General features: G+C 60.8%; 14 protein-coding genes. 6 read left to right on the forward strand and 8 right to left on the reverse strand.

All coding sequences use genetic code 11. From position 1 onward, the window contains the following. Positions 1-86: 86 nt before the first annotated feature. Complete coding sequence (locus JFT85_RS03625; RefSeq protein ID WP_201229235.1) at positions 87-2,075, reverse strand: alpha-1,4-glucan--maltose-1-phosphate maltosyltransferase; 1,989 nt, start codon at positions 2,073-2,075, stop codon at positions 87-89. A 204-nt stretch (positions 2,076-2,279) separates the two neighbouring features. Between JFT85_RS03625 and JFT85_RS03630 the strand changes: the two genes are divergently transcribed. After that, positions 2,280-2,438 (forward strand): hypothetical protein, encoded by a 159-nt coding sequence (locus JFT85_RS03630; RefSeq protein WP_167422759.1) that lies wholly within the window; start codon positions 2,280-2,282, stop codon positions 2,436-2,438. 231 nt (positions 2,439-2,669) lie between these two features. Continuing rightward, the gene (locus tag JFT85_RS03635) at positions 2,670-4,412 is read left to right on the forward strand and encodes a M10 family metallopeptidase C-terminal domain-containing protein (protein ID WP_201229237.1); all 1,743 of its coding nucleotides are present in this window, start codon (positions 2,670-2,672) and stop codon (positions 4,410-4,412) included. Between the two features lie 7 nt (positions 4,413-4,419). Here JFT85_RS03635 and JFT85_RS03640 read toward each other — a convergent pair whose 3' ends face one another. Then, positions 4,420-4,917, reverse strand: a complete 498-nt coding sequence (locus JFT85_RS03640; protein ID WP_053256320.1) for an MgtC/SapB family protein — start codon at positions 4,915-4,917, stop codon at positions 4,420-4,422. 134 nt (positions 4,918-5,051) lie between these two features. Between JFT85_RS03640 and JFT85_RS03645 the strand changes: the two genes are divergently transcribed. The 4 genes from JFT85_RS03645 to JFT85_RS03660 all read left to right on the forward strand — a co-directional run bounded on the left by JFT85_RS03645 (position 5,052) and on the right by JFT85_RS03660 (position 8,937). After that, positions 5,052-5,291 carry a DUF3203 family protein gene (locus JFT85_RS03645; RefSeq protein WP_053256321.1) on the forward strand — a complete coding sequence of 80 codons (240 nt, stop codon included), beginning with the start codon at positions 5,052-5,054 and terminating at the stop codon, positions 5,289-5,291. A 184-nt stretch (positions 5,292-5,475) separates the two neighbouring features. Further along, the gene (gene ccoG, locus JFT85_RS03650) at positions 5,476-6,885 is read left to right on the forward strand and encodes a cytochrome c oxidase accessory protein CcoG (protein ID WP_078828149.1); all 1,410 of its coding nucleotides are present in this window, start codon (positions 5,476-5,478) and stop codon (positions 6,883-6,885) included. 81 nt (positions 6,886-6,966) lie between these two features. Further along, complete coding sequence (gene mapR, locus JFT85_RS03655; protein WP_053256323.1) at positions 6,967-8,376, forward strand: GntR family transcriptional regulator MpaR; 1,410 nt, start codon at positions 6,967-6,969, stop codon at positions 8,374-8,376. Between the two features lie 183 nt (positions 8,377-8,559). After that, positions 8,560-8,937 carry a hypothetical protein gene (locus JFT85_RS03660; RefSeq protein WP_053256534.1) on the forward strand — a complete coding sequence of 126 codons (378 nt, stop codon included), beginning with the start codon at positions 8,560-8,562 and terminating at the stop codon, positions 8,935-8,937. A 12-nt stretch (positions 8,938-8,949) separates the two neighbouring features. On the opposite strand, the gene JFT85_RS03665 is transcribed toward JFT85_RS03660, so the two are convergent. The 6 genes from JFT85_RS03665 to JFT85_RS03690 form a co-directional block, all read right to left on the reverse strand. Further along, a complete protein-coding gene (locus tag JFT85_RS03665; RefSeq protein ID WP_053256324.1) occupies positions 8,950-9,696 on the reverse strand; it encodes an SDR family oxidoreductase in 747 nt (248 codons plus the stop codon). Positions 9,697-9,750: 54 nt separating this feature from the next. Next, positions 9,751-11,847: a putative bifunctional diguanylate cyclase/phosphodiesterase gene (locus tag JFT85_RS03670; RefSeq protein WP_053256325.1), complete on the reverse strand. Its 2,097-nt coding sequence runs from the start codon at positions 11,845-11,847 to the stop codon at positions 9,751-9,753. Between the two features lie 165 nt (positions 11,848-12,012). After that, on the reverse strand, positions 12,013-13,488 hold the full coding sequence (locus JFT85_RS03675) for an efflux transporter outer membrane subunit (protein WP_073638443.1): 1,476 nt from the start codon (positions 13,486-13,488) through the stop codon (positions 12,013-12,015). Then, complete coding sequence (locus tag JFT85_RS03680) at positions 13,485-16,592, reverse strand: efflux RND transporter permease subunit (RefSeq protein WP_169876416.1); 3,108 nt, start codon at positions 16,590-16,592, stop codon at positions 13,485-13,487. The genes JFT85_RS03675 and JFT85_RS03680 overlap by 4 nt, the downstream gene beginning before the upstream one ends. Continuing rightward, a complete protein-coding gene (locus JFT85_RS03685; protein WP_069553204.1) occupies positions 16,589-19,690 on the reverse strand; it encodes an MdtB/MuxB family multidrug efflux RND transporter permease subunit in 3,102 nt (1,033 codons plus the stop codon). Before JFT85_RS03685 ends, JFT85_RS03680 begins: the two co-directional genes overlap by 4 nt. Continuing rightward, positions 19,687-20,991 (reverse strand): MdtA/MuxA family multidrug efflux RND transporter periplasmic adaptor subunit, encoded by a 1,305-nt coding sequence (locus tag JFT85_RS03690; RefSeq protein ID WP_053256329.1) that lies wholly within the window; start codon positions 20,989-20,991, stop codon positions 19,687-19,689. Before JFT85_RS03690 ends, JFT85_RS03685 begins: the two co-directional genes overlap by 4 nt. Between the last annotated feature and the right edge of the window lie 75 nt (positions 20,992-21,066).

Here is a 21,066-nt window from a genome sequence, read left to right on the forward strand (position 1 = left end):
GCAATCAACGTGTCACTGATAAACGGCTATCACCGGCAAGCCAGGTCGCACATTTGATCCTCATCGATGTGAGGATCAGGCTCAGTTCAGGATGGAGTGATTCTCCAGATACCAAACGGCATCTGCGGGTCAAGCCGCGTCCACTGGGTCTTGCCGTACCAGGTCCAGCGGTGGCCGCTCATCAAGTCTTCGCCTTGGGTCTGGGCATCATCGGGCAAGCCCATTTCCCACAACGGCAACTCAAAATGCGCCTCTTGGGCGTTGAATGGGTCGAGGTTGACGGCGACCAGAATGAAATTGCTGCCGTCTTCACTGCGTTTGCCGAAGTACAGGATGTTGTCGTTCCAGGCGTTGTACAGCTTCAGCCCCAAGTGCGTGTGCAGCGCGGGGTTCTGCCGGCGAATACGGTTGAGCTGGGCGATTTCGGCAATGATATTTCCGGGGGCGGTGTAGTCCCGTGGGCGGATCTCGTATTTCTCTGAATCCAGATACTCTTCCTTGCCCGGGACCGGTGCCGCCTCGCACAGCTCAAACCCCGAATACATGCCCCACAGGCCCGAGCCCATGGTGGCCAGCGCCGCGCGGATCAAAAAGCCCGGGCGGCCGGACTCATGCAGGAAGCCTGGGTTGATGTCCGGTGTGTTGACGAAGAAGTTCGGCCGGTAGCATTCGCGCCACGGCGACTCGTTCAACTGCGCGAAGTATTCACTCAACTCGGCCTTGGTGTTGCGCCAGGTGAAATAGGTGTAGCTCTGGGAATAACCGACCTTGCCCAGGCGCGCCATCATCGCCGGCGTGGTGAAGGCCTCGGCCAGGAAGATTACGTCGGGGTGCTTGGCGCGCACATCGCTGATCAACCATTGCCAGAACGGCAGCGGCTTGGTGTGTGGGTTGTCGACACGGAAGGTCTTCACGCCCTCTTCCACCCAGCCCACCACCACGTCGCGCAACTCGGTCCACAGGCTCGGAATCGCGTCAGCCGCATAGAAGTCGACGTTGACGATGTCCTGATACTTTTTCGGCGGGTTTTCCGCGTATTTGATCGTGCCGTCCGGACGCCAGTTGAACCAGCCCGGATGCTCTTTGAGCCACGGGTGGTCCTGGGAACACTGGATGGCAAAATCCAGCGCGATTTCCAGGCCATGGTCGGCGGCGGCCTTGACCAGGCGACGGAAGTCGTCACGGCTGCCCAATTGCGGGTGGATGGCGTCATGACCGCCCGCCTCGCTGCCAATTGCGTAGGGGCTGCCAGGATCCTCCGGGCCCGCCGTCAGGGCATTGTTCTTGCCCTTGCGATGGCTGCGGCCGATAGGATGGATCGGCGGAAAATAGAGGACGTCGAACCCCATGTCGTGGATCATCGACAAGCGTGAGTGCACATCGTTGAAGGTGCCGTGGCGTGCCGGATCGTCGGTGATCGAGCGGGGGAACAGCTCGTACCAACTGGCAAACTGTGCGGCGCTGCGCTCAACGTCAATCGGGTAGGCGGGGCTGATGCTCAGGTAGGCGCGGTGGTCGGCCTGGGTCATCAGGTGTGCACTTTCTTCGTGCAGGAACTGCGCAACCTGCTCGGTTTCCAGCCGGCCTGCAAGCTCGTGGTGCAACAACATCAAACGATCGCGCAATTCGTTGTCACTGCGTTCAGCCGCTTGCAAGACCAGGCTGCGGCCCTCCTGCAACTCCAGGCTGACGGGCACCCCGGCCTCATGTTTCTTGCGCAGTTCGTAACAGAAGCTGGCGAAGGTATCGATCCAGGCTTCGATGCAATATTCGTGAAGGCCTTGCTGTGCAACGGTAAACGCGCCTTCCCAGCCATTGTTGCCGACATCGGTCATGACCACGCTGTGCCAGCTTTCATCCTGCAGCGGGCGCCAGCGGATCAGTACGGCGAGCTTGTCATGGCCGTCGGCGAACACCTTGCTGGTAACGGTTACCCGCTGCCCAACCACAGTTTTTAAGGCGAATTCGCCGCCGTCGATTACCGGGGTGGTGCTTTCGATAGCGATCCTGGGCAACAGCAACGCCTGGGACAGCGGCAATGGTGAATGGTCTGGAGCCAGTGTTTCAGCAGTCATCGAGCATCTTCCCCTTACGCCCTGTGGACGCTCTTTGCTTGATCCGAATTCTGATACGGCGACGCTCTCCCTGAGCAGGGCCGTAATAGGTCCGAGCCTGTGGCCAGGTGAAAAGTTCAGGTGGATATGCCGCCATTGGGCGGGGAATCAATTCTCCCCCGCGGTTGTCCACCGATAGAGCAAAGCACAAAGGAGGCCACACCGATGAATATCCCGATCCCGGCTGAAACGCCTGACCCGAATATCGACAACCCGACCCTGCCGCCCAGCGAACCGCAACCGATTCCGGAGAAAGAGCCGCCGGAAAACGAACCGCCGCCCGTGCAAGAGCCGCCCACCACTGTGCCGCCGGTCATCGTCTGAAATAAACCTGGCGAACACGCACTTGCCCGCAATCAAGCACTTTGCGGGCAAGCACTACAGACACTTCCTACGAACGGTAAAGACAGCTCTTAACTCTACGCCCCTCCTCATCATCAGAAAATCTGCTCGCGTGGACCTCGCCCTTGCTTCTGTTTGGCGCGGTCCCCTTCAATCACAACGCGAGTGCTGACTATGTCGATAACATCGTTGCCCCCCCAGGCTCCCCTGCCAATGCTGTCGAACCCCAACCCGACGGGCTCAAATGATCCCGCACCCAAACAGCCACCCGAGGGGCTTCAACGCGACAGCCTCAATAATCCCCGCAAACCGCTGCACAACGAAACGCCTGAAAGCCCCCTGACCGCCGAGACGCCGACAACGTCGGAACCTTCGCCAGACGTCATCGCCAAGATGAACAGAATCACCGAACTGTTAAGCCCGGACAGTCTCATCCAGATGATGCGCGATCCATACGCCAGGAACACTGCGCAGAGCCTCAAGGACATGCGGGAGTTGTTGAGCGAGGAATCACTTAACACCCTGACCAGTGACCCTGCCGAGATGTCACGTTTGCGGGATAACATCGGCCAGTTATTAAGCGAAAAACACATCCAGGCCAGACAGGCTGAAGCCGCAGTGATCCCAAACCCCAACCTGACGCAAGAAAGGATCCGGGAACGCACGCGCAAGGTCGACCCCACAGAAAGCTACGTGGCTTACAAGCAAATCGAAACCGAAAGGCAACAGGAGCATGCCAATGCTCAACAGCGCATCCGGCTGAGCACCCCGCTCAGCAAAAACCTGATGGCTATTGGCAAGCCATTTCAGAACGCCGAGACCGACCGCAACCCAGCGGCAAAATCGAAACCCCTGCAACCCAAGGAGGACAGCACGCCCTCCGGCATCGACAAAAACCCCGCGGATGCCAACACCGGAGCCTCAGCCGACGCCGTCACCAAAATGAACAGAATCAACCACCTGCTAAGCCGCGACAGCCTCATCCAGATGCTGCGCGAACCGGATTCCGAGCAAACCACGCAGCGCAAAACCGAGTTGCAGGAACTGTTGAGCGAGGACTCGCTTAAAACCCTGGCGACGGATCCCGTAGAACTGGCCAAGCTGAAAAACACCATCAGCCAAATCTTCAGCGAGACCCATCTGCAAGCCCTGCAACGCGAGGCCGATGCCATGCCAACGTCAGCGCCGCCGAAGGCCGAGACCGACAGCAACCCTTCGGCAAAATCGAAAGTCCTGCAACCCAAGGAGGACAGCCAGCCCTCCAGCATCGACGAAAGCCCGGCGGACGCCAACACCAAAGCCTCGGCCGACGCCATCACCAAAATGAACAGAATCAACCACCTGCTAAGCCGCGACAGCCTCATCCAGATGCTGCGCGAACCGGGTTCCGAAGAGACCGCACAGCGCGGAGCCGAACTGCAGGAACTGTTGAGCGAAGACTCGCTTAAAACCCTGGCGACGGATCCCGCAGAACTGGCCAAGCTGAAGAACACGATCAGCGAAACCTTGAGCGAGGCCAGCCTGGAAGCCCTGAAACGCGAGGCTGCGACCCTTCCTGGGTCAGCGCCGCCGACTGCACAGGTGCACAAGGACGCGCCGCAGCCCGAGACCGACTCATCCGCCGAGCTTGCCCCCGCAGATCCGGGCAATACCGCGGTGCCCCGCCCTGCAGGCACGCCGCAGATTTTCAGCTACAACGACCTCAGCGCGAACCCTGGGGCGGTGATGAGCTTTACCTCAGGCACAGACAAGATCGATCTGAGCGGCATTCGCACGCAACTGGGTGAAAAGCCGTTGCCATTGGTCGAGCGTTTCTCCGGCGTCAGTGGCGAGATGACGATTAATTACTACGCGGGCAGCAACACCAGTTTCGTGACGATTTCGCGCAAGCCGGGTGAACCACCGTTCGAACTGAAGGTATTGGGCGAAGTGCGCTACCGGGACATCCAGGCCTGATAGCCACTCACTCGTCCTTTTCCAGCCGCTTGACGATCATCGGCATCACGCTGAACACCGCCAACGCGAGCAACGTACTGAGCACCGCCGTCGATTCACGCCCCAGCCCCGCTGCCACACCAATGGCAGCGGTCATCCACAACCCGGCGGCGGTGGTCAGGCCTTTGACGTGCTGGCCTTCTTCATCTTCCTTGCCCTTGAGAATCGTCCCCGCCCCGAGGAAACCAATCCCCGCAATGACGCCCTGCAGCACCCGGCTCATGGCATCGGCCTGGCTACCCGACATCTGCGGCACCAACACAAACAATGCGGCCCCCATTGCCACCAGCATATGAGTGCGCACACCGGCTGCCTTGCCCTTATGTTCACGCTCAAAACCCAGAATGCCGCCCAGGACCGCGGCGATCAGCAGGCGCACGGTAATCTGAGTGAGCTGCCGTGCATCACCGATATCGGCGAACTCGGCGTGCAGGGTTTGCAAGACTTCTTGCCACCAGGCGTCCATGAATGCGCTCCTTTGTCAGGGTGGGTAAAGATTGCCGTCAAAGCATGGACAGCAGCGACCGCCAGTCAGTTGCCTGGAACGCCTGGCAACGCCGTGCACCCTAACGATCACCAGCCTTTGCAAAGGAGATCAGCATGCCAGTCCGTATCGAACATCAGACGTGTTATTTCAAGGTCAACGACGATGGTCAGGAACAGAGTTTGCCGGCGGGTGAAGTCACGGTCAGCACGGATGTTGGCAAGTCCATGTCCTACGTGGCCCTGAGCGGCGAGCAGATTTACATCACCGAAGCGGAGGCCGACGCGCTCACAGTGGCCGGTGCAACCGATGGGCGCCAGCACAAGAAGGTCACCGAGCCTGGTTCGGCGATTTAATTGATCTGTATCAGCGCACGCTCAATACTGCTGCACCCTAGGCGCCATGGCGTGCAGCAGATTGTCGCAGGCGCGCGCAAAAAGCCCATCTGATCCGCTTTTTATCGCCACACCTGAGTCTGTTATGCAAACAGCTCGGCGCTCATAGTTCATCGGCCTGATGGAGGCTGATGAGCGAACGACCATGAGCGAAAGAATCCCAACCGTGGAAACCTTTGAGCCACTGCACCCAAAGAAGGTCAAGGCCAAATCCAGTGACAACCTGATCCATACCCGTAGCTTCAGCGGCCTGTACCGCACCTTGCGCGTGAGTGGCGCCGCTGTGCTGTTCCTGGCGTTTTTTGGCACCGTGTGGCTGAACTGGGGTGGGCGCCAAGCCGTGCTTTGGGACTTGGCGGAAAGCAAATTCCACATCTTCGGCGCGACTTTCTGGCCCCAGGATTTCATCCTGCTGTCGGCGCTGCTGATCATCTGCGCCTTCGGTCTGTTCGCGATAACCGTATTTGCCGGCCGCGTATGGTGCGGCTACACCTGCCCGCAAAGCTCGTTTACCTGGCTGTTCATGTGGTGCGAAAAGGTCACCGAAGGTGAGCGTAACCAACGCATCAAGCTGCAAGCGGCGCCGTGGAGCCTGGCCAAGCTCGCGCGGCGTTCGGCCAAACACACCCTGTGGCTGGGCATCAGCGTACTGACCGGGCTGACCTTTGTCGGCTATTTCACCCCCATCCGGCCGTTGGCTACCGAGCTGTTGACCTGGCAAATGGGCGGCGTGAGTCTGTTTTGGGTGCTGTTTTTCACCGGAGCCACTTACCTCAATGCCGGCTGGCTGCGCGAAGCGGTGTGCATGCACATGTGCCCGTATGCACGCTTCCAAAGCGTGATGTTCGACAAAGACACCTTGACCATTTCCTACGACACGGCGCGCGGCGAACAGCGCGGGCCGCGCAAGCGCGACGCCAGGCCGGCCGACGTCGGCCTGGGTGATTGCATCGACTGCCAATTGTGTGTGCAAGTGTGTCCCACCGGTATCGATATCCGTGACGGTCTGCAAATGGAGTGCATCGGCTGCGCGGCGTGCATCGACGCCTGCGACTCGATCATGGATAAGATGGGCTATGCCCGTGGCCTGGTGAGCTATACCTCCGAACACCAACTGCAAGGTGGCAAAACCCGCCTGCTCAGGCCGCGGCTGATCGGCTACAGTGCCGTGTTGCTGGTAATGATCGCGGCATTGGTGGTGGCCCTGGTGGAACGTCCGATGGTGTCGCTGGACGTCACCAAGGACCGCGGCATGTTCCGCGAAAATAGCCAGGGCTTGATTGAGAACATCTACAGCCTCAAGGTCATCAACAAGACCCAGCAGCGCCAGGCCTATCGCCTGGAACTGGTCGACGCTGAAGGCTTCCAGTTGCAGGGCAAGACCGAGATCAGCCTCGCGCCGGGCGAAATCAGCGATATACCGGTGTCGGTCGCTTTACTGGCCGACAAGCCGGCGAGCAGTTCGCAAACCCTGCGATTCAAGGTGACGGATGTGGACGAGCCCTGGATCTACAGTGCCGCCGACAGTCGCTTTGTGGCACCGATTAACCGCTGAGGTAGAGCGGAATATGCCCAGACTCAACGGCGCAGGCGGGCTTGCTCGGCGTGTACCCACTGAAAATTGTTTAAGGCTCCGATGAAACGCTACGAAAAATTCGCCGATGACATCGCAGAACTGATCCGCTCCGGCGTCCTCGGGCCCGGCCAGCGGGTGCCGTCGGTGCGCTACGCGAGCCAGACCTACGGCGTCAGCCCGTCCACGGTGTTCCAGGCCTACTACCTGCTGGAGCGCCGTGGCCTGATCCGCGCACGGCCGCGTTCCGGCTACTTCGTCAACACCCATGCACCGAGCCCGTTTTCCGAGCCTGTGGTGAGTGAGCACGTGCATGAGTCCACCGAAGTGGATGTGAGTGAGCTGGTATTTTCGGTGCTCGACTCCATCAAGGACCCCACTACCGTGCCTTTCGGCTCGGCCTTCCCCAGCCCGATGCTGTTCCCGCTGCCCCGCCTGGCCCGCTCCCTGGCCAGCGCCAGCCGCGAGATGGACCCGCGCCTGGTGGTCACCGACATGTCGCCGGGCAACCCCCAACTGCGGCGACAGATTGCCCTGCGCTATATGGTCGGCGGCCTGATGCTGCCCATGGAAGAGCTGCTGATCACCAATGGCGCCCTGGAGGCGCTGAATTTGTGCCTGCAGGCCGTGACGGAACCGGGCGACCTGGTGGCCATTGAAGCACCCGCGTTTTATGCCTGCCTGCAAGTGCTGGAGCGGCTGAAGCTCAAGGCGGTGGAAATTCCCGTGCACCCGCGCGACGGCATCGACCTGAACGCCCTGGCGAAAAGCCTGGAACGCTACCCGATCAAGGCTTGCTGGACCATGACCAGCTTTCAGAACCCGATGGGCGCGACCTTGCCGGAGGCGAAAAAACAGGCATTGGTGGAACTGCTGCGCACCCATCAAGTGCCGCTGATCGAAGACGATGTGTACGCCGAGTTGTACTACGGGCAACACGCGCCAAAGCCGGCCAAAGCGTTCGACACCGAAGGGCTGGTGATGCACTGCGGCTCGTTTGCCAAAAGCCTCGCGCCGGGCTACCGCGTCGGCTGGGTGGCGGCCGGGCGCTTTGCGCAAAAGGTCGAGCGGCTGAAGCTGATGACCTCGTTATGCCCGTCAATGCCGGCCCAGGCAGCCATTGCCGACTACTTGCAACACGGTGGCTATGACCGGCACTTGCGCAAATTGCGTTACGCGCTGGAGGAACAACAAAGCGCCATGCTGGCCGCGATCGCGCGTTACTTCCCGGCACAAACGCGGGTCAGCCAGCCGGCCGGCGGTTATTTCCTGTGGCTGGAATTGCCGGAGCAAACCGACTCGTTGAAGCTGTTCCAGATGGCCCTGGCCCAGGGCATCAGCATTGCGCCGGGGCCGATCTTCTCGGCAACCCAGCGCTTCAGAAATTGCATTCGCCTGAACTACGGCAGCCCCTGGACCGAGGCGTCGGAGAAGGCCATGGAGACATTGGGGCGGATTGTACGCTCGTTTTAAACTGGAACTCAGATAAAGGAAAAACCACCTACAACGGCGCGCACGTTCCAGCAAAAGTGTGTGTCCTTGATCTCAACCAACAGGTTTATTTCCATGTATATGTCTGTCACTTCCGCGGTCCTAAGGTTACCGTCCATCCCACCCCACTACATGCGTGCAGAGGAACAAAAACACCTGCGCGAGATGACGGGGCCTGTTAGCCGCTCAGCAGTAGATCACCGTTCGGCAGACCGGATCATCGAACAAAGTGCGGTAACCCGACGCTTCCTGGATGGCCGCGAACATTACCTGGTGGGCGATGACCTCAAGTTGCAGGTGGGCGATTGGACCAATGCCAATCCTGCCCCGCAAGCAAGGGCCGATGCGGCCTACAACCTGGACAAAGTATTACGCTTTATCGACAACGTGGATGATCGAAGCCTGAACGCAAGCGTCAGTCGCAATGGGCAGATCGACGGGTTTTCCGAGAGTGGCTACAGCTACGTGGACAACTCCGAGGCCAGCCTGCTCAGACGGTTTTCCTGGTACGGGTATGAAGAACTGCGCCACCAGCCCACCTGATGACGCGGTACGTTAACGGCCGCCGGCCAAATCCACGAATGTCCCAGTGGCGTAGGAAGCCTTATCCGACAACAACCAGATAATCGCTTCCGCCACCTCATCCGGGCGCCCGCCACGGGCCATGGGGATACCGGACTCCAGCTTGCTGACCCGGTCCGGGTCCCCGCTCAAGGCGTGAAAGTCGGTAAAGATATAGCCAGGGCGCACCGCGTTGACACGAATCCCCTCACCCGCCACCTCTTTGGACAGGCCAATGGTGAAACTGTCCAAGGCACCTTTGGAGGCGGCATAGTCGACATATTCACCCGGCGCACCCAGGCGTGACGCCGCCGACGACACATTGACGATACTGCCGCCCTGCCCGCCATGCTTGGGCGACATGCGCAGCACCGCGTGCTTGGCACACAGGATCGGCCCCAGCACGTTGGTCTTGATGGTTTTCAGGATGCGAAACTCAGACATCTCGTCGACCCGCGACTTATGCCCGACAGTGCCGGCGTTGTTGACCAGGGCGGTGACACGCCCCAATTCAGCATCCACACGGCTGAACAACGCGATCACTTCATCTTCGATGCTCACATCGGCACGCACGGCAATCGCCTGCGCACCCAGCGCGCGGACCTGATCCAGCATGCGCTGGGCAGCGGCTTCATCGGACTGGTAGTTGAGGCAAATGCGATAGCCCTGGCGAGCGGCCAGCAACGCGGTCTCGGCGCCGATACCACGGCTGCCCCCGGTGATGATGAGGACTTTGTCCATGCGTGCGGTCTCCTGAGTCAACCTGATCGTTAGGGTTGGCCCCAAGAATACCCGTCACCCAGTGCTTTTGTCAGGCGTTAACGCCTCTTCGGCGCGCTGGATGTCGGCCATGAAACCCTCCGCCGGCAACGGGTGGCCCAACAAATAGCCTTGCAGGGAATTACAACCCAGGCGGGTCAGGAAACTCTGCTGCACATCGGTCTCCACACCTTCGGCGACGATTCGCAGCCCCAGCGCCTGGCCGAGCGCCACAATGGCCGAGACGATAGCGGCATCATCGCTGTCGTGTTCCAGGTCGCGCACGAAACCGCGGTCGATCTTCAACTCGTTGGCCGGCAGGCGCTTGAGGTACATCAGGCTCGAATACCCGGTGCCAAAGTCATCAATGGACAGGTCGACGCCCATGTCCGCCAGTTGCTGCAACACCATCATGCTCGCATCGGCATCGCTCATGGCGGTGGTTTCGGTGATTTCCAGGGTCAGGCTGTTGGCCGGCAACTGGTGACGGTCCAGGGCTGAAGCGACACTTTTTACCAACCCGGCATGGCAGAACTGCAACGCCGACAGGTTGACCGCAATGCGCCAGTCTTCATAGCCCTGCAGGTACCACAGGCGCATCTGGCGGCAGGCTTCGTTCAGCACCCACTCACCGATGGGAATAATCAAGCCGGTCTTTTCCGCCAGTTCGATAAAGGTGGCCGGCAGCATCAACCCCTGCTGCGGATGCTCCCAGCGCAGCAAGGCTTCAGCGCCAATCGCAATACCGCTGAGCGCATCAAACTTGGGCTGGTAATACAATCGAAACTGCTCGTGCTCAACGGCGTTGCGCAGGTCTTGCAACAACTGCAATTGCTTGCGCGCGTTGGTGTTCATCGACACATCGAAGAAGCTGTAGCCATTCTTGCCCATACCCTTGGCGTGGTACATCGCGGCGTCGGCATTCATCAACAGTTCTTGAGGGGTGTTGCCGTTGCCCGGAAACAAGGCAATGCCGATGCTCGCGGAAATATTCAGCTCATGTTCGGCGACCTTGAACGCACGATTGATCAGCCCGACCTGACGTTCGGCCAGGCCCATCGCATCATCCGGCTGCGTCAATTGCACCAGCAGCACAAACTCATCGCCGCCGATACGGGCCAGGGTGTCCTGACTGCGCAGGTCCTCGCGCAGACGCAGGCCCACCTCCCGCAGCAACTGGTCGCCCATGTGGTGGCCAAACGCATCGTTGACGGGCTTGAAGCCATCCAGGTCGATAAACATCAGGGCAAAGCACCCGCCCTGCTCCTTCACTGTCTGGATGGCTTGTTGAATACGGTCGGCGAGCAAGGTGCGGTTCGGCAGGCCGGTGAGCATGTCATGCAGGGCCAGGTGGGTCAGTTCCTGGTTGGCCAGGGTCAGGGAGTCGGCCAGAACGGCGGTGCGCGCTTCGAGGCGGGCATCCAGCAGCGAGGTCAGCAGCGCGATGATCAACACCGCCAATGACGTGATCAGCACCAGGTTATCCAGGCCCTTGCCGCTCAGGCCGGTCAGCGCGGCGCCACAAAAACTGTCGTCGGCAAAGCGTGCTGCAGCCATGCCGGTGTAATGCATGCCTACGATTGCAATGCCCATGATCACCGCAGCGCCCCCGCGTGCCAAGCGCACGTAAGGGGTGTTGCGCCGCAGGTTGAAGGCGATCCACAGGGCAGCGCCAGAGGCGACTACCGCAATCAGCAACGAAGCGCCGAACAACGTGGGGTCGTAGTCGATACCCGGGGTCATGCGCATCGCCGCCATGCCGGTGTAGTGCATGCTGCTGATGCCCGCCCCCATGATCAGCGCACCAAACGCCAGCTGCCACGCAGGCAAGCGGGCCTGACTGACCAGCCATAGTGCGAAGCCGCTGGATAACACGGCGATCAGCAGCGACAGCGCGGTAATCCCCAGGTCAAACCCGAGGGCGAACGGCAGGCGCAACGCCAACATGCCGATAAAGTGCATGGACCACACGCCTGTGCCCATTGCCAATGCGCCACCCGTCATCCACACATAAACCGCGCGCCCCTGGGCGGTCGCGAGGCGGCCGGCCAGGTCCAGCGCCGTGTAGGACGCCAGGATCGCGACGAACAGGGAGATCACGACCAGAGAGGGGGAATAGCTACCGATCAGCATGGGCTTTCTCAAGACTGACGGGCGTGGGACGCCCGTGCCAGGTGGCAAAGCGGGCGATTGTAGCGAGAATAAATCTTGGCGAGTTGATTAATTATCAGAAGGCCAGCATCGGCGTTTTGACGTCAATCCAATGGCTGTAAAGCGCCGGTTTCAGTGGGGTTGGCGTCACTCCTTATTGGCTATCGAGGTCACCCCGTCCCATCCACCGCCCAACGCAGCAATCAGTTGCACACTCGCCACCAACCGCGTTTGCAACAGCGTCAGCACCGTGCGTTCGTTACTCAACGCCGTCGCCTGCACGGTCACCACATCCAGGTAGGCAATCAGCCCGGCCTTGTACTGGTTTTGCGTCAACCGCAACGACTCCCGCGCCGCGTCCAGGGCTTCATTGCTGACAACGGCCTCGTCCTCCAGCACCTTCAACTGCACCATGTAGTTTTCCACTTCGCGAAAACCATCCAGCACCGTCTGGCGGTACTTCGCCACCGTCTCGTCATACGAGGCCTCCGTTCGGTCGACTTCCGCCGAACGCTGACCACCGTCAAACAGGGTCATCGCCAACTTCGGCCCCACTGACCAGAAACGGTTCGGCAAGCTGATCCAGTTGGCGTAGGTGCTGCTGGAATACCCCCCCGCCAGGCTCAAGGTCAAGTCTGGATAATAAGCCGCCTTGGCCACGCCAATATTGGCGTTGGCGGCGATCACCGAACGTTCGGCCGAGGCGATATCCGGGCGACGTTCCAGTAATTGCGACGGCACGCTGACTGGAATTTGCGGCAGTGCGGGGATGTCTTTACTGACCGCCAGATTGAAGTTGGCCGGCGCCTCGCCAATCAATACGGCGATGGCGTTTTCCAACTGGGCACGTTGCCAGATCAGGTCGATCAGGCTGGCCTGGGTGGTCTTGAGCTGGGTTTGTGCCTGAGCAATCGCATCCTTGCCGGACACACCGGCGCGGTACTGGTTTTCGGTCATTTGCAGCGAACGCTGGTAGGCGTCCAGCGTGGCTTGCAACAAGCGGGTCTGTTCATCCATGACGCGCAGTTTCAAATAGCTTTGCACCAGCTCGGACTGCTGGCTCAGGCGCATCGCCGCGAGGTCCGCCGAGCTGGCCTCGGCCGTGGCTTCATTGGCTTCCAGGCCGCGGCGCAACTTGCCCCACACATCCGCTTCCCAACTCACGCCCAATTGCGCGTTGAGGGTGTCGCGAATACCACTGCTGGAACTGCTCAGGCTGGCACTGCTGCTGCCGGTCCCCTGGCTGGCGCGGGTCTTGCCGACGCTCAGGTCCACGCTCGGGAAAAACGCCCCGCGGGCGCTGCGCACCTGGGCCTGGGCCTGACGGAAGCGCGCTTCGGCCTGGGCGACGGTCTGGTTGGCATTATTGAGGCGTGTCACCAGCTCATTGAGCTGGCGGTCGCCATACAACTCCCACCAGGCGCCGCGAGCCAGGGAGTCACTGGGCGTGGCCTGACGCCAGCCCTGGGCTTCCTTGAATTGCACCGGTTCGATGACCGCCGGGCGCTGGTAATCCGGGCCGATGGCGCACGCGCTGAGCAGCGCGCCGCACAGCACCAGGCTGGCGACGCGGGAACCACGCGGCATACTCATGGCCAATTTGGCAAACGTTGAATCGGTCATAGCGCAGTGTCCAAGGCAGCATCAGTACGCACACCGCGCCAGGCATTGAAGCGGTGGCGCGCGCGGTCAAGATAGAGGTAAACCACCGGAGTGGTGTAAAGGGTCAGGATCTGGCTGAACACCAGGCCGCCGATAATGGTCAGGCCCAGCGGCTTGCGCATTTCCGCGCCGTCGCCGGCGCCGAGCAGCAACGGCAAGGCGCCGAGGATGGCGGCAAGCGTGGTCATCAGGATCGGTCGCAAGCGCAACAGGCAGGCGCTGCGAATGGATTCCAGCGGGCTCATGCCGTCATGACGTTCCAGTTGCAAGGCCAGGTCGATCATCAGGATCGCGTTTTTCTTCACCACCCCGATCAGCAGGAACAGCCCCAGCAGGGAAATCAGGCTGAATTCGCCCCCCAACAGGTAGATCGACAGCAACGCGCCCACACCGGCCGATGGCAAGGTCGAGAGGATGGTCAGCGGGTGAATGTAGCTTTCATACAAAATGCCCAGCACCAGGTAAACCGCCACCAATGCCCCAAGGATCATGAACGGCTGGCCTTTCTGGGTCGCCGCAAACGCATCGGCGGTACCGGCCATCTTGGCGATCACGTCTTCGGGCAAGCCCACTTTGGCAATCGCGCGCTCAATGGCGGCGGTGCCCTGCTCCACCGTCACCCCAGGGGCCATGTCGAAGGCAATGTTTTCCGAAGCGAACTGGCCTTCATGACTGACGCGGTCGTCCGCCAGGCTGTTTTCGTAATGGGCAATGGTCGACAACGGGACCCGCGCGCCGGTGGACGTAATCACCTGCATCTGGTTCAGGGTAATCGGGTCCTGGGCGTATTTCGGGTTGACCTCCATCACCACCTGATACTGGTTGAGGCTGTCATAAATGGTCGAGATCTGCCGCTGGCTGTAGGCGTTGTTCAGCACCGCCGTGACCATGTTCATGTCGATACCCAGGCGCTTGGCCTGGTCGCGGTCGACCACCAGCGTCACCTGCGCCGCACCCCGCCCTTCACGGGCGTCGATGGCGGTCAGCTCCGGCAATTCGCGCAGCGCGGCGACCACTTTCGGGTACCACAGGCGCAGCGCGGCCAAGTCACCGCTTTGCAGGATGTAGGAGTATTGCGCACTGGTCTGATCGCGACTGCCGCCAAATTGCAGGTCCTGGTCGGCCATGAGGAACAAGCGCCCGCCCGGCACCAGTGGCACGTCCTTGCGCAAACGCTCGATCACCGCCTGGGCCGAGATCTTGCGTTCGGCGATCGGCTTGAGGCGCACCAGCATCACCGCGTTGTTGGTGCCGTTGTTGCCACCGATAAAACCGGCCACGCTGAGCACCGCCGGGTCCTTGAGGACCGCCTTGCGGAACGTCTCCATTTTCGGCTGCATCACATTGAATGACAGCCCATCGTCGCCACGCACAAAGCCGATCAACTGGCCAGTGTCCTGCTGCGGCATAAAGGTTTTTGGCACCACCACATAGAGCGCGACGTTCACGCCCACGGTAATGAACAAGCTGAGCAGGGTCAGGCGACGGTGGCGCAGTACCCAGTCCAGGCTGCTCGCATAGGCTGCGACCATGCGGTCATTGACTTGCTGGCTCCAGCGCTGCAAGCCGGTCATATGCCCCTTGATATGGGGCTTGAGCCAACGGGCACAGAGCATCGGCGTCAAGGTCAGCGAGACGATCAACGAGACAATGATCGCGGCCGACAAGGTGATGGAAAACTCACGGAACAGGTTGGTGACAATGCCGCCCATAAACAGGATGGACAGGAACACCGCTACCAGCGATACGTTCATCGACAGCAAGGTAAAGCCGACTTCCTCGGCGCCCAGGTAGGCCGCCTTCATGGGCGGCACCCCCTCGTCGATGTGCCGGGAAATGTTCTCCAGCACCACGATGGCATCGTCCACCACCAGGCCGGTGGCCAGGATCAGCGCCATCAGCGAGAAGTTGTTCAACGAGAAGCCGAACAGGTACATCACCGCAAAGGTGCCCACCAATGACACCGGCACCGCCAGGGTCGGAATCAATGAAGCGCGGAAGTTACCCAGGAACAGGTAAACCACCAGCACCACCAGGGCCACGGCAATCAGCAAGGTCATCTCGGCTTCATGCAAGGTCGCGGTGATCACCGGCGAGCGGTCCATGGCCAGGTTGAGTTTGACGCTGGACGGCAGCACCGCCTGCAGGGCCGGCAACTGTGCCTTGATTTGTCGGACCGTCTCGATGATGTTGGCGCCGGACTGGCGGTTGATCACCAGCAACACCGCCGAATCATTGTTGAAAAAGCCACTGTTGTAGCGGTCTTCCACGCCGTCACTGATCGTGGCCACGTCGCCCAGGCGCAGGGCCGCGCCGTTCTGGTAGCGAATCAGCAGCGGTTCGTAGTCCTTGGCCTTTTCCAATTGGTCGTTGGCCTGGATCTGCCAGTTGCGCTCGCTGTCTTCCAGGGAACCCTTGGGCCGCCGCTGGTTGGCATTGGCGATGGTGTTGCGCACATCGTCCAGGGCCACGCCGTACTGGTCGAGGGCCTTGGGTTCAAGCTCGATGCGCACCGCCGGCAAGGAACTGCCGCCGATCTGCACTTCACCCACACCCGGCACCTGGGACAGGCTTTGCGAGAGGATGGTCGACGCCAGGTCGTACAACTCGCCCTTTTTGAGCACGTCGGAGGTCAGCGAGAGCACCATGATCGGTGCCTGGGACGGGTTGATCTTCTTGTAGGTCGGCATGCTGCGCATGCCACTGGGCAACAGGTTGCGCGACGCGTTGATCGCCGCCTGCACTTCCCGTGCGGCGCCGTTGATATCACGGTCGGAATCAAACGCGAGGATCACCCGCGTGGAGCCCTGGCTCGACGAGCTGCTCATAGTGGTAATGCCGGCAATCGCGCCGAATGAGCGCTCCAACGGCGTGGCCACGGTGGACGCCATGACCTCGGGGCTGGCGCCGGGCAAGCTGGCCGAAACCACGATCACCGGAAAGTCGATCTGCGGCAGCGGCGATACCGGCAGCAAGTTGAAGCTGACGCCGCCGAGCAACAGGATCGCCAGGCTCAGCAGCATGGTTGCTACCGGGCGGCGAATAAACGGTCCGGACAGGTTCATGACTCAACCGGCTCCAGGCTTTGCGGCTCTTTGCGCCAGCGCCGGCCAAGACGGTCGAAGTACAGGTAGATCACCGGCGTCGTGAACAGCGTCAATACCTGGCTTACCAACAAACCGCCCACCATCACCAGGCCCAGAGGCTGGCGCAGTTCAGCGCCGGAACCGGTGGCCAGCATCAAGGGTACGGCACCAAACAACGCTGCCAGCGTGGTCATCAGGATCGGCCGGAAACGCAACAGCGCCGCTTGATAGATTGCCGTCTGCGGGTCGAGGCCCTGGTTACGTTCGGCGTCGAGGGCGAAGTCGATCATCATGATCGCGTTCTTTTTCACGATACCAATCAGCAAAATAATGCCGATGATCGCGATCATGCCCAGGTCATTGCCACTCAGCAGCAACGCCAGCAAGGCCCCCACCGCCGCCGACGGCAAGGTGGAGAGGATGGTGATCGGGTGGATGTAGCTCTCGTACAGCACACCCAGCACGATGTACATGGTGACCACCGCCGCCAGGATCAGCAGCAAGGTGCTCGACAGTGACGCCTCGAACGCCTGCGCCGCCCCTTGGAACTGGGTCTGCACGCCTATCGGCATGCCGATGTCTTTCTGGGTCTGGTTGATCAGCTCCACACCTTTGCCCAGCGCGACGCCGGGGGCCAGGTTGAATGACATCATCACCGCCGGGAACTGGCCGATATGCGCGATCGCCAACTGCGCCTGACGCTGTTCTACGTGGGCCAGGCTCGACAGCCGCACCTGGCCGCCGTCAGTGGTTTTCACGTGGATCTGGTTCAGCGCGGCAGGCCCGAGGGTTTCACCGGATTGAGCCTGCAGCACCACGCGGTATTGGCTGGCCTGGGTGTAGATGGTGGAAATCTGTCGCTGGCCGAAAGCGTCATACAGCGCATCGGTGATGGTCGACACACTCACCCCCAGGCGTGAGGCCGCATCGCGGTCGATGACCAGGAACACCTGCAACCCCTTGTCTTGCAGGTCGCTGGCGACGTCGGTCAGTTCCGGCAACTGGCTGAGGGCGTGCACCAGTTTGTCGCTCCACAACGCCAACAGCTCGGCGTCGGGCGACGACATGCTGAACTGGTACTGGGTGCGGCTCACGCGGTCTTCAATGGTCAGGTCCTGCACCGGCTGCATGAACAGGCGGATACCCACCAGCTTGTCGATTTCCGGCTGCAAGCGCGTAATCACCTGGGCTGCGCTCAAATCGCGCTGGCCGTGGGCCTTGAGGTTGATCAACAGGCGCCCGCTGTTGAGAGTGGCGTTATCTCCATCCACACCGATGTAGGAGGACAGGCTTTCAACGGCCGGATCGGCCAGGATCACCTTCGCCAGCTCCTGTTGACGCTGGCTCATGGCGGCAAATGAAATTGACTGTGGCGCTTCAGAAATCCCCTGAATCACCCCGGTGTCCTGCACCGGGAAAAACCCCTTGGGCACCACCAGGTACAGCACCACGGTCAGGCCCAGGGTAGCGATGGCCACCAGCAGGGTCAGCGGCTGGTGCTTGAGCACCCACTGCAACTTGCGACCGTAGGCTTCGATCAACCAATCGATCCAGGCGCCGCTGGCCTTGTAGAAACGGCTTTGTTCGTCTTCCTTCGGCTCGCGCTTGAGCAGCCGCGCGCACATCATCGGCGTCAGGGTCAGCGAGACCACCAGGGAAATCAGGATCGCCACCGCCAGGGTGATGGCGAACTCGCGGAACAGCCGCCCGACCACATCGGCCATGAACAGCAGCGGGATCAATACCGCGATCAACGACAAGGTCAGGGAAATCAGCGTGAAGCCGATCTGCTTGGCACCCTTGAGGGCCGCCGTCAGTGGCGTATCGCCTTCCTCGATATAACGCGAGATGTTCTCCAGCATCACGATGGCATCGTCCACCACAAAACCGGTGGCGATGGTCAGGGCCATCAGCGTCAGGTTATTGATGGAGAACCCCGCCAGGTACATCACGCCGAAGGTGCCCACCAGCGACAACGGCACGGCGATCGACGGAATAATGGTCGCGCTGACACGGCGCAGGAACAGGAAGGTCACCATCACTACCAGTGCAATGGCGATCAGCAGTTCATGCTGTACGTCCTTCACCGACGCACGAATGGTTTGAGTGCGGTCGGTGAGTACCGTCACGTCCAGGCCGGCCGGCAGGTTGTCGGTGATGCTGGGCAGCAACGCCTTGATACGGTCAACCACCTCAATCACGTTGGCGCCCGGCTGACGCTGGATATTGAGCAGCACGGCCTGGTTTTCGTTGGCCCAGGCGGCGAGGCGTTCGTTTTCTGCGCCGTCGACGATTTGTGCCACGTCTTTAAGGCGCAGCGGTGCGCCATTGTTGTAGGCCAGGATCAATTCGGCGTATTGCTGGGGCGACACCAACTGGTCGTTGGCGTCGAGCATCGATACCCGAGTCGGGCCATCGAAGTTGCCCTTGGGCTGGTTGACGTTGGAGGCGGCAATCAGGGTGCGCACGTCCGACAGGTTCAAACCATTGGCGGCCAGGGCCTCGGGGTTGACTTTGATACGCACGGCCTGGCGCTGGCCACCGGCGATGCTGACCATGCCGACGCCGCTGATCTGCGCAATCTTTTGCGCCATACGCGTGTCGACCAGGTCATTGAGCTTGGGCAGCAACATGGTCTTGGAGGTAATCGCCAAGGTCAGCACCGGGGTATCCGCCGGGTTGACCTTGTTGTACACCGGCGGCGCCGGCAAATCCTTGGGTAGCAGGTTGGTGGCGGCGTTGATTGCAGCCTGCACCTGCTGCTCGGCGACATCCATATTGATATCGAGGTTGAAGCGCAGGGTCAGCACCGACGCCCCGCCGGAGCTGGTGGACGCCATCTGGGTCAGGCCGGGCATTTGCCCGAACTGACGCTCCAGCGGTGCCGTGACCGCGCTGGTCATCACATCCGGGCTGGCGCCGGGGTACAGGGTCATCACCCGGATGGTCGGGTAATCCACTTGCGGCAAGGCCGATACCGGCAGCAAGCGATACGAGATGATACCGGCGAGGACAATCGCCAGCATGCTCAGCGTGGTGGCAACCGGGCGTAGGATAAACAGCCGCGACAGGTTCATGAACCGACCTTTTGCGCCTTGCCGGTGTTAGCCCCGGTCTCCCCTTTTGCTGCGGGTTTGCCTTGCAAGTGTTCGGTCGGCGTGGTCTGTACGTCGCTGCTGTCGTTGACCACTTCGATTTCACTGCCGTCTTTCAAGCGGTCGGTGCCTTCCAGCACCAAACGGTCGCCGGCCACCAGGCCTTCCTTGATCACCGTGTTGTCGCCATCGGTGTCACCGATCACGAGGGGCTGAACCTTGACCTTCTTGTCGCCATCGAGCTTGTAGACGAAGGTGCCGTTATTGCCGAACTGAATCGCCGCGGAAGGTGCGAGCACGACGTTATGCAGGGTATCGGCCAGCAGGTGCACGTTGACGAACTGGTTGGGGAAGAGTGCCTGGTCCTTGTTATCGAAACGGCCCTTGAATTTCAGGGTGCCGGTGGTGACGTCGATCTGGTTGTCGAGGCTCTGCAACACGCCGACAGCCTGCTTTTTCACGTCGCCACGGTCCCAGGCTTCCACGGGCAGCTTGTTGCCGGCGTGATAACGGCTGAGCACGGTGTCCAGCGTGTTTTCCGGCAAGGTGAACGCCACGCTGATCGGCTGGGTCTGGGTGATCACCGCGAGGAACGTGGTGTCGTTGGCGGCGACCAGGTTGCCCACATCGACCTGACGCAGGCCGACGCGGCCGCTGATCGGCGCGCGAATCTTGGTGAATTCGAGGTTGAGCTTGGCGTCATCCACCGCGCCCTGGTTGGTCTTGACCGTGCCCTGGTACTGCATGACCAACGCTTCGGCGGTGTCCAGGGTCTGTTTGGCGATACTGTCCTGGGCATACAGGTCGCGGTAGCGCTGTACATCAACTTGTGCATTTTTCAGCTGAGCCTGGTTCTGCAACAGCGTGCCTTGGGCCTGCAGCAAAGCGTTCTGGTAACTGCGCGGGTCGATTTCCGCCAGCAAGTCACCGGCCTTGACCATCTGCCCCTCTTCAAAGGCGATCTTCACCAGCTCACCGCCCACCCGGCTGCGTACATTAATGGTGTTGAGCGCGGTCACCGTGCCCAAAGCCTTGTAGTACACCGGAAACTCACCCAGCACCGCCGGCGCCACGCGCACCGGAATCGGCCCGGTGGAACCGCCGAAGCCCGGGCGCATCATCCCCGACTTGCCGGCATGCCCGGCCGGCTTTTTCTCGGCAGTATCCTTGGTGCTGCCGGGCCAGAATTTCCAGCACAGGCCGGCGATAACCAGCAGCACGAGCAGGCCAAACAGCCAGCGGCGGGAGTTGCGGGGGGAGGATTGCATGGATTGATCAACCATTGGGCGCGAGAGCTTCTTCTTTGGGAGGCTGAAAGATAAGCACTGGAGCGCATTAAGAAAAGCGCCTTTACCGGC

Source organism: Pseudomonas sp. TH04, assembly GCF_016651355.1.
GTDB lineage: Bacteria > Pseudomonadota > Gammaproteobacteria > Pseudomonadales > Pseudomonadaceae > Aquipseudomonas > Aquipseudomonas fluorescens.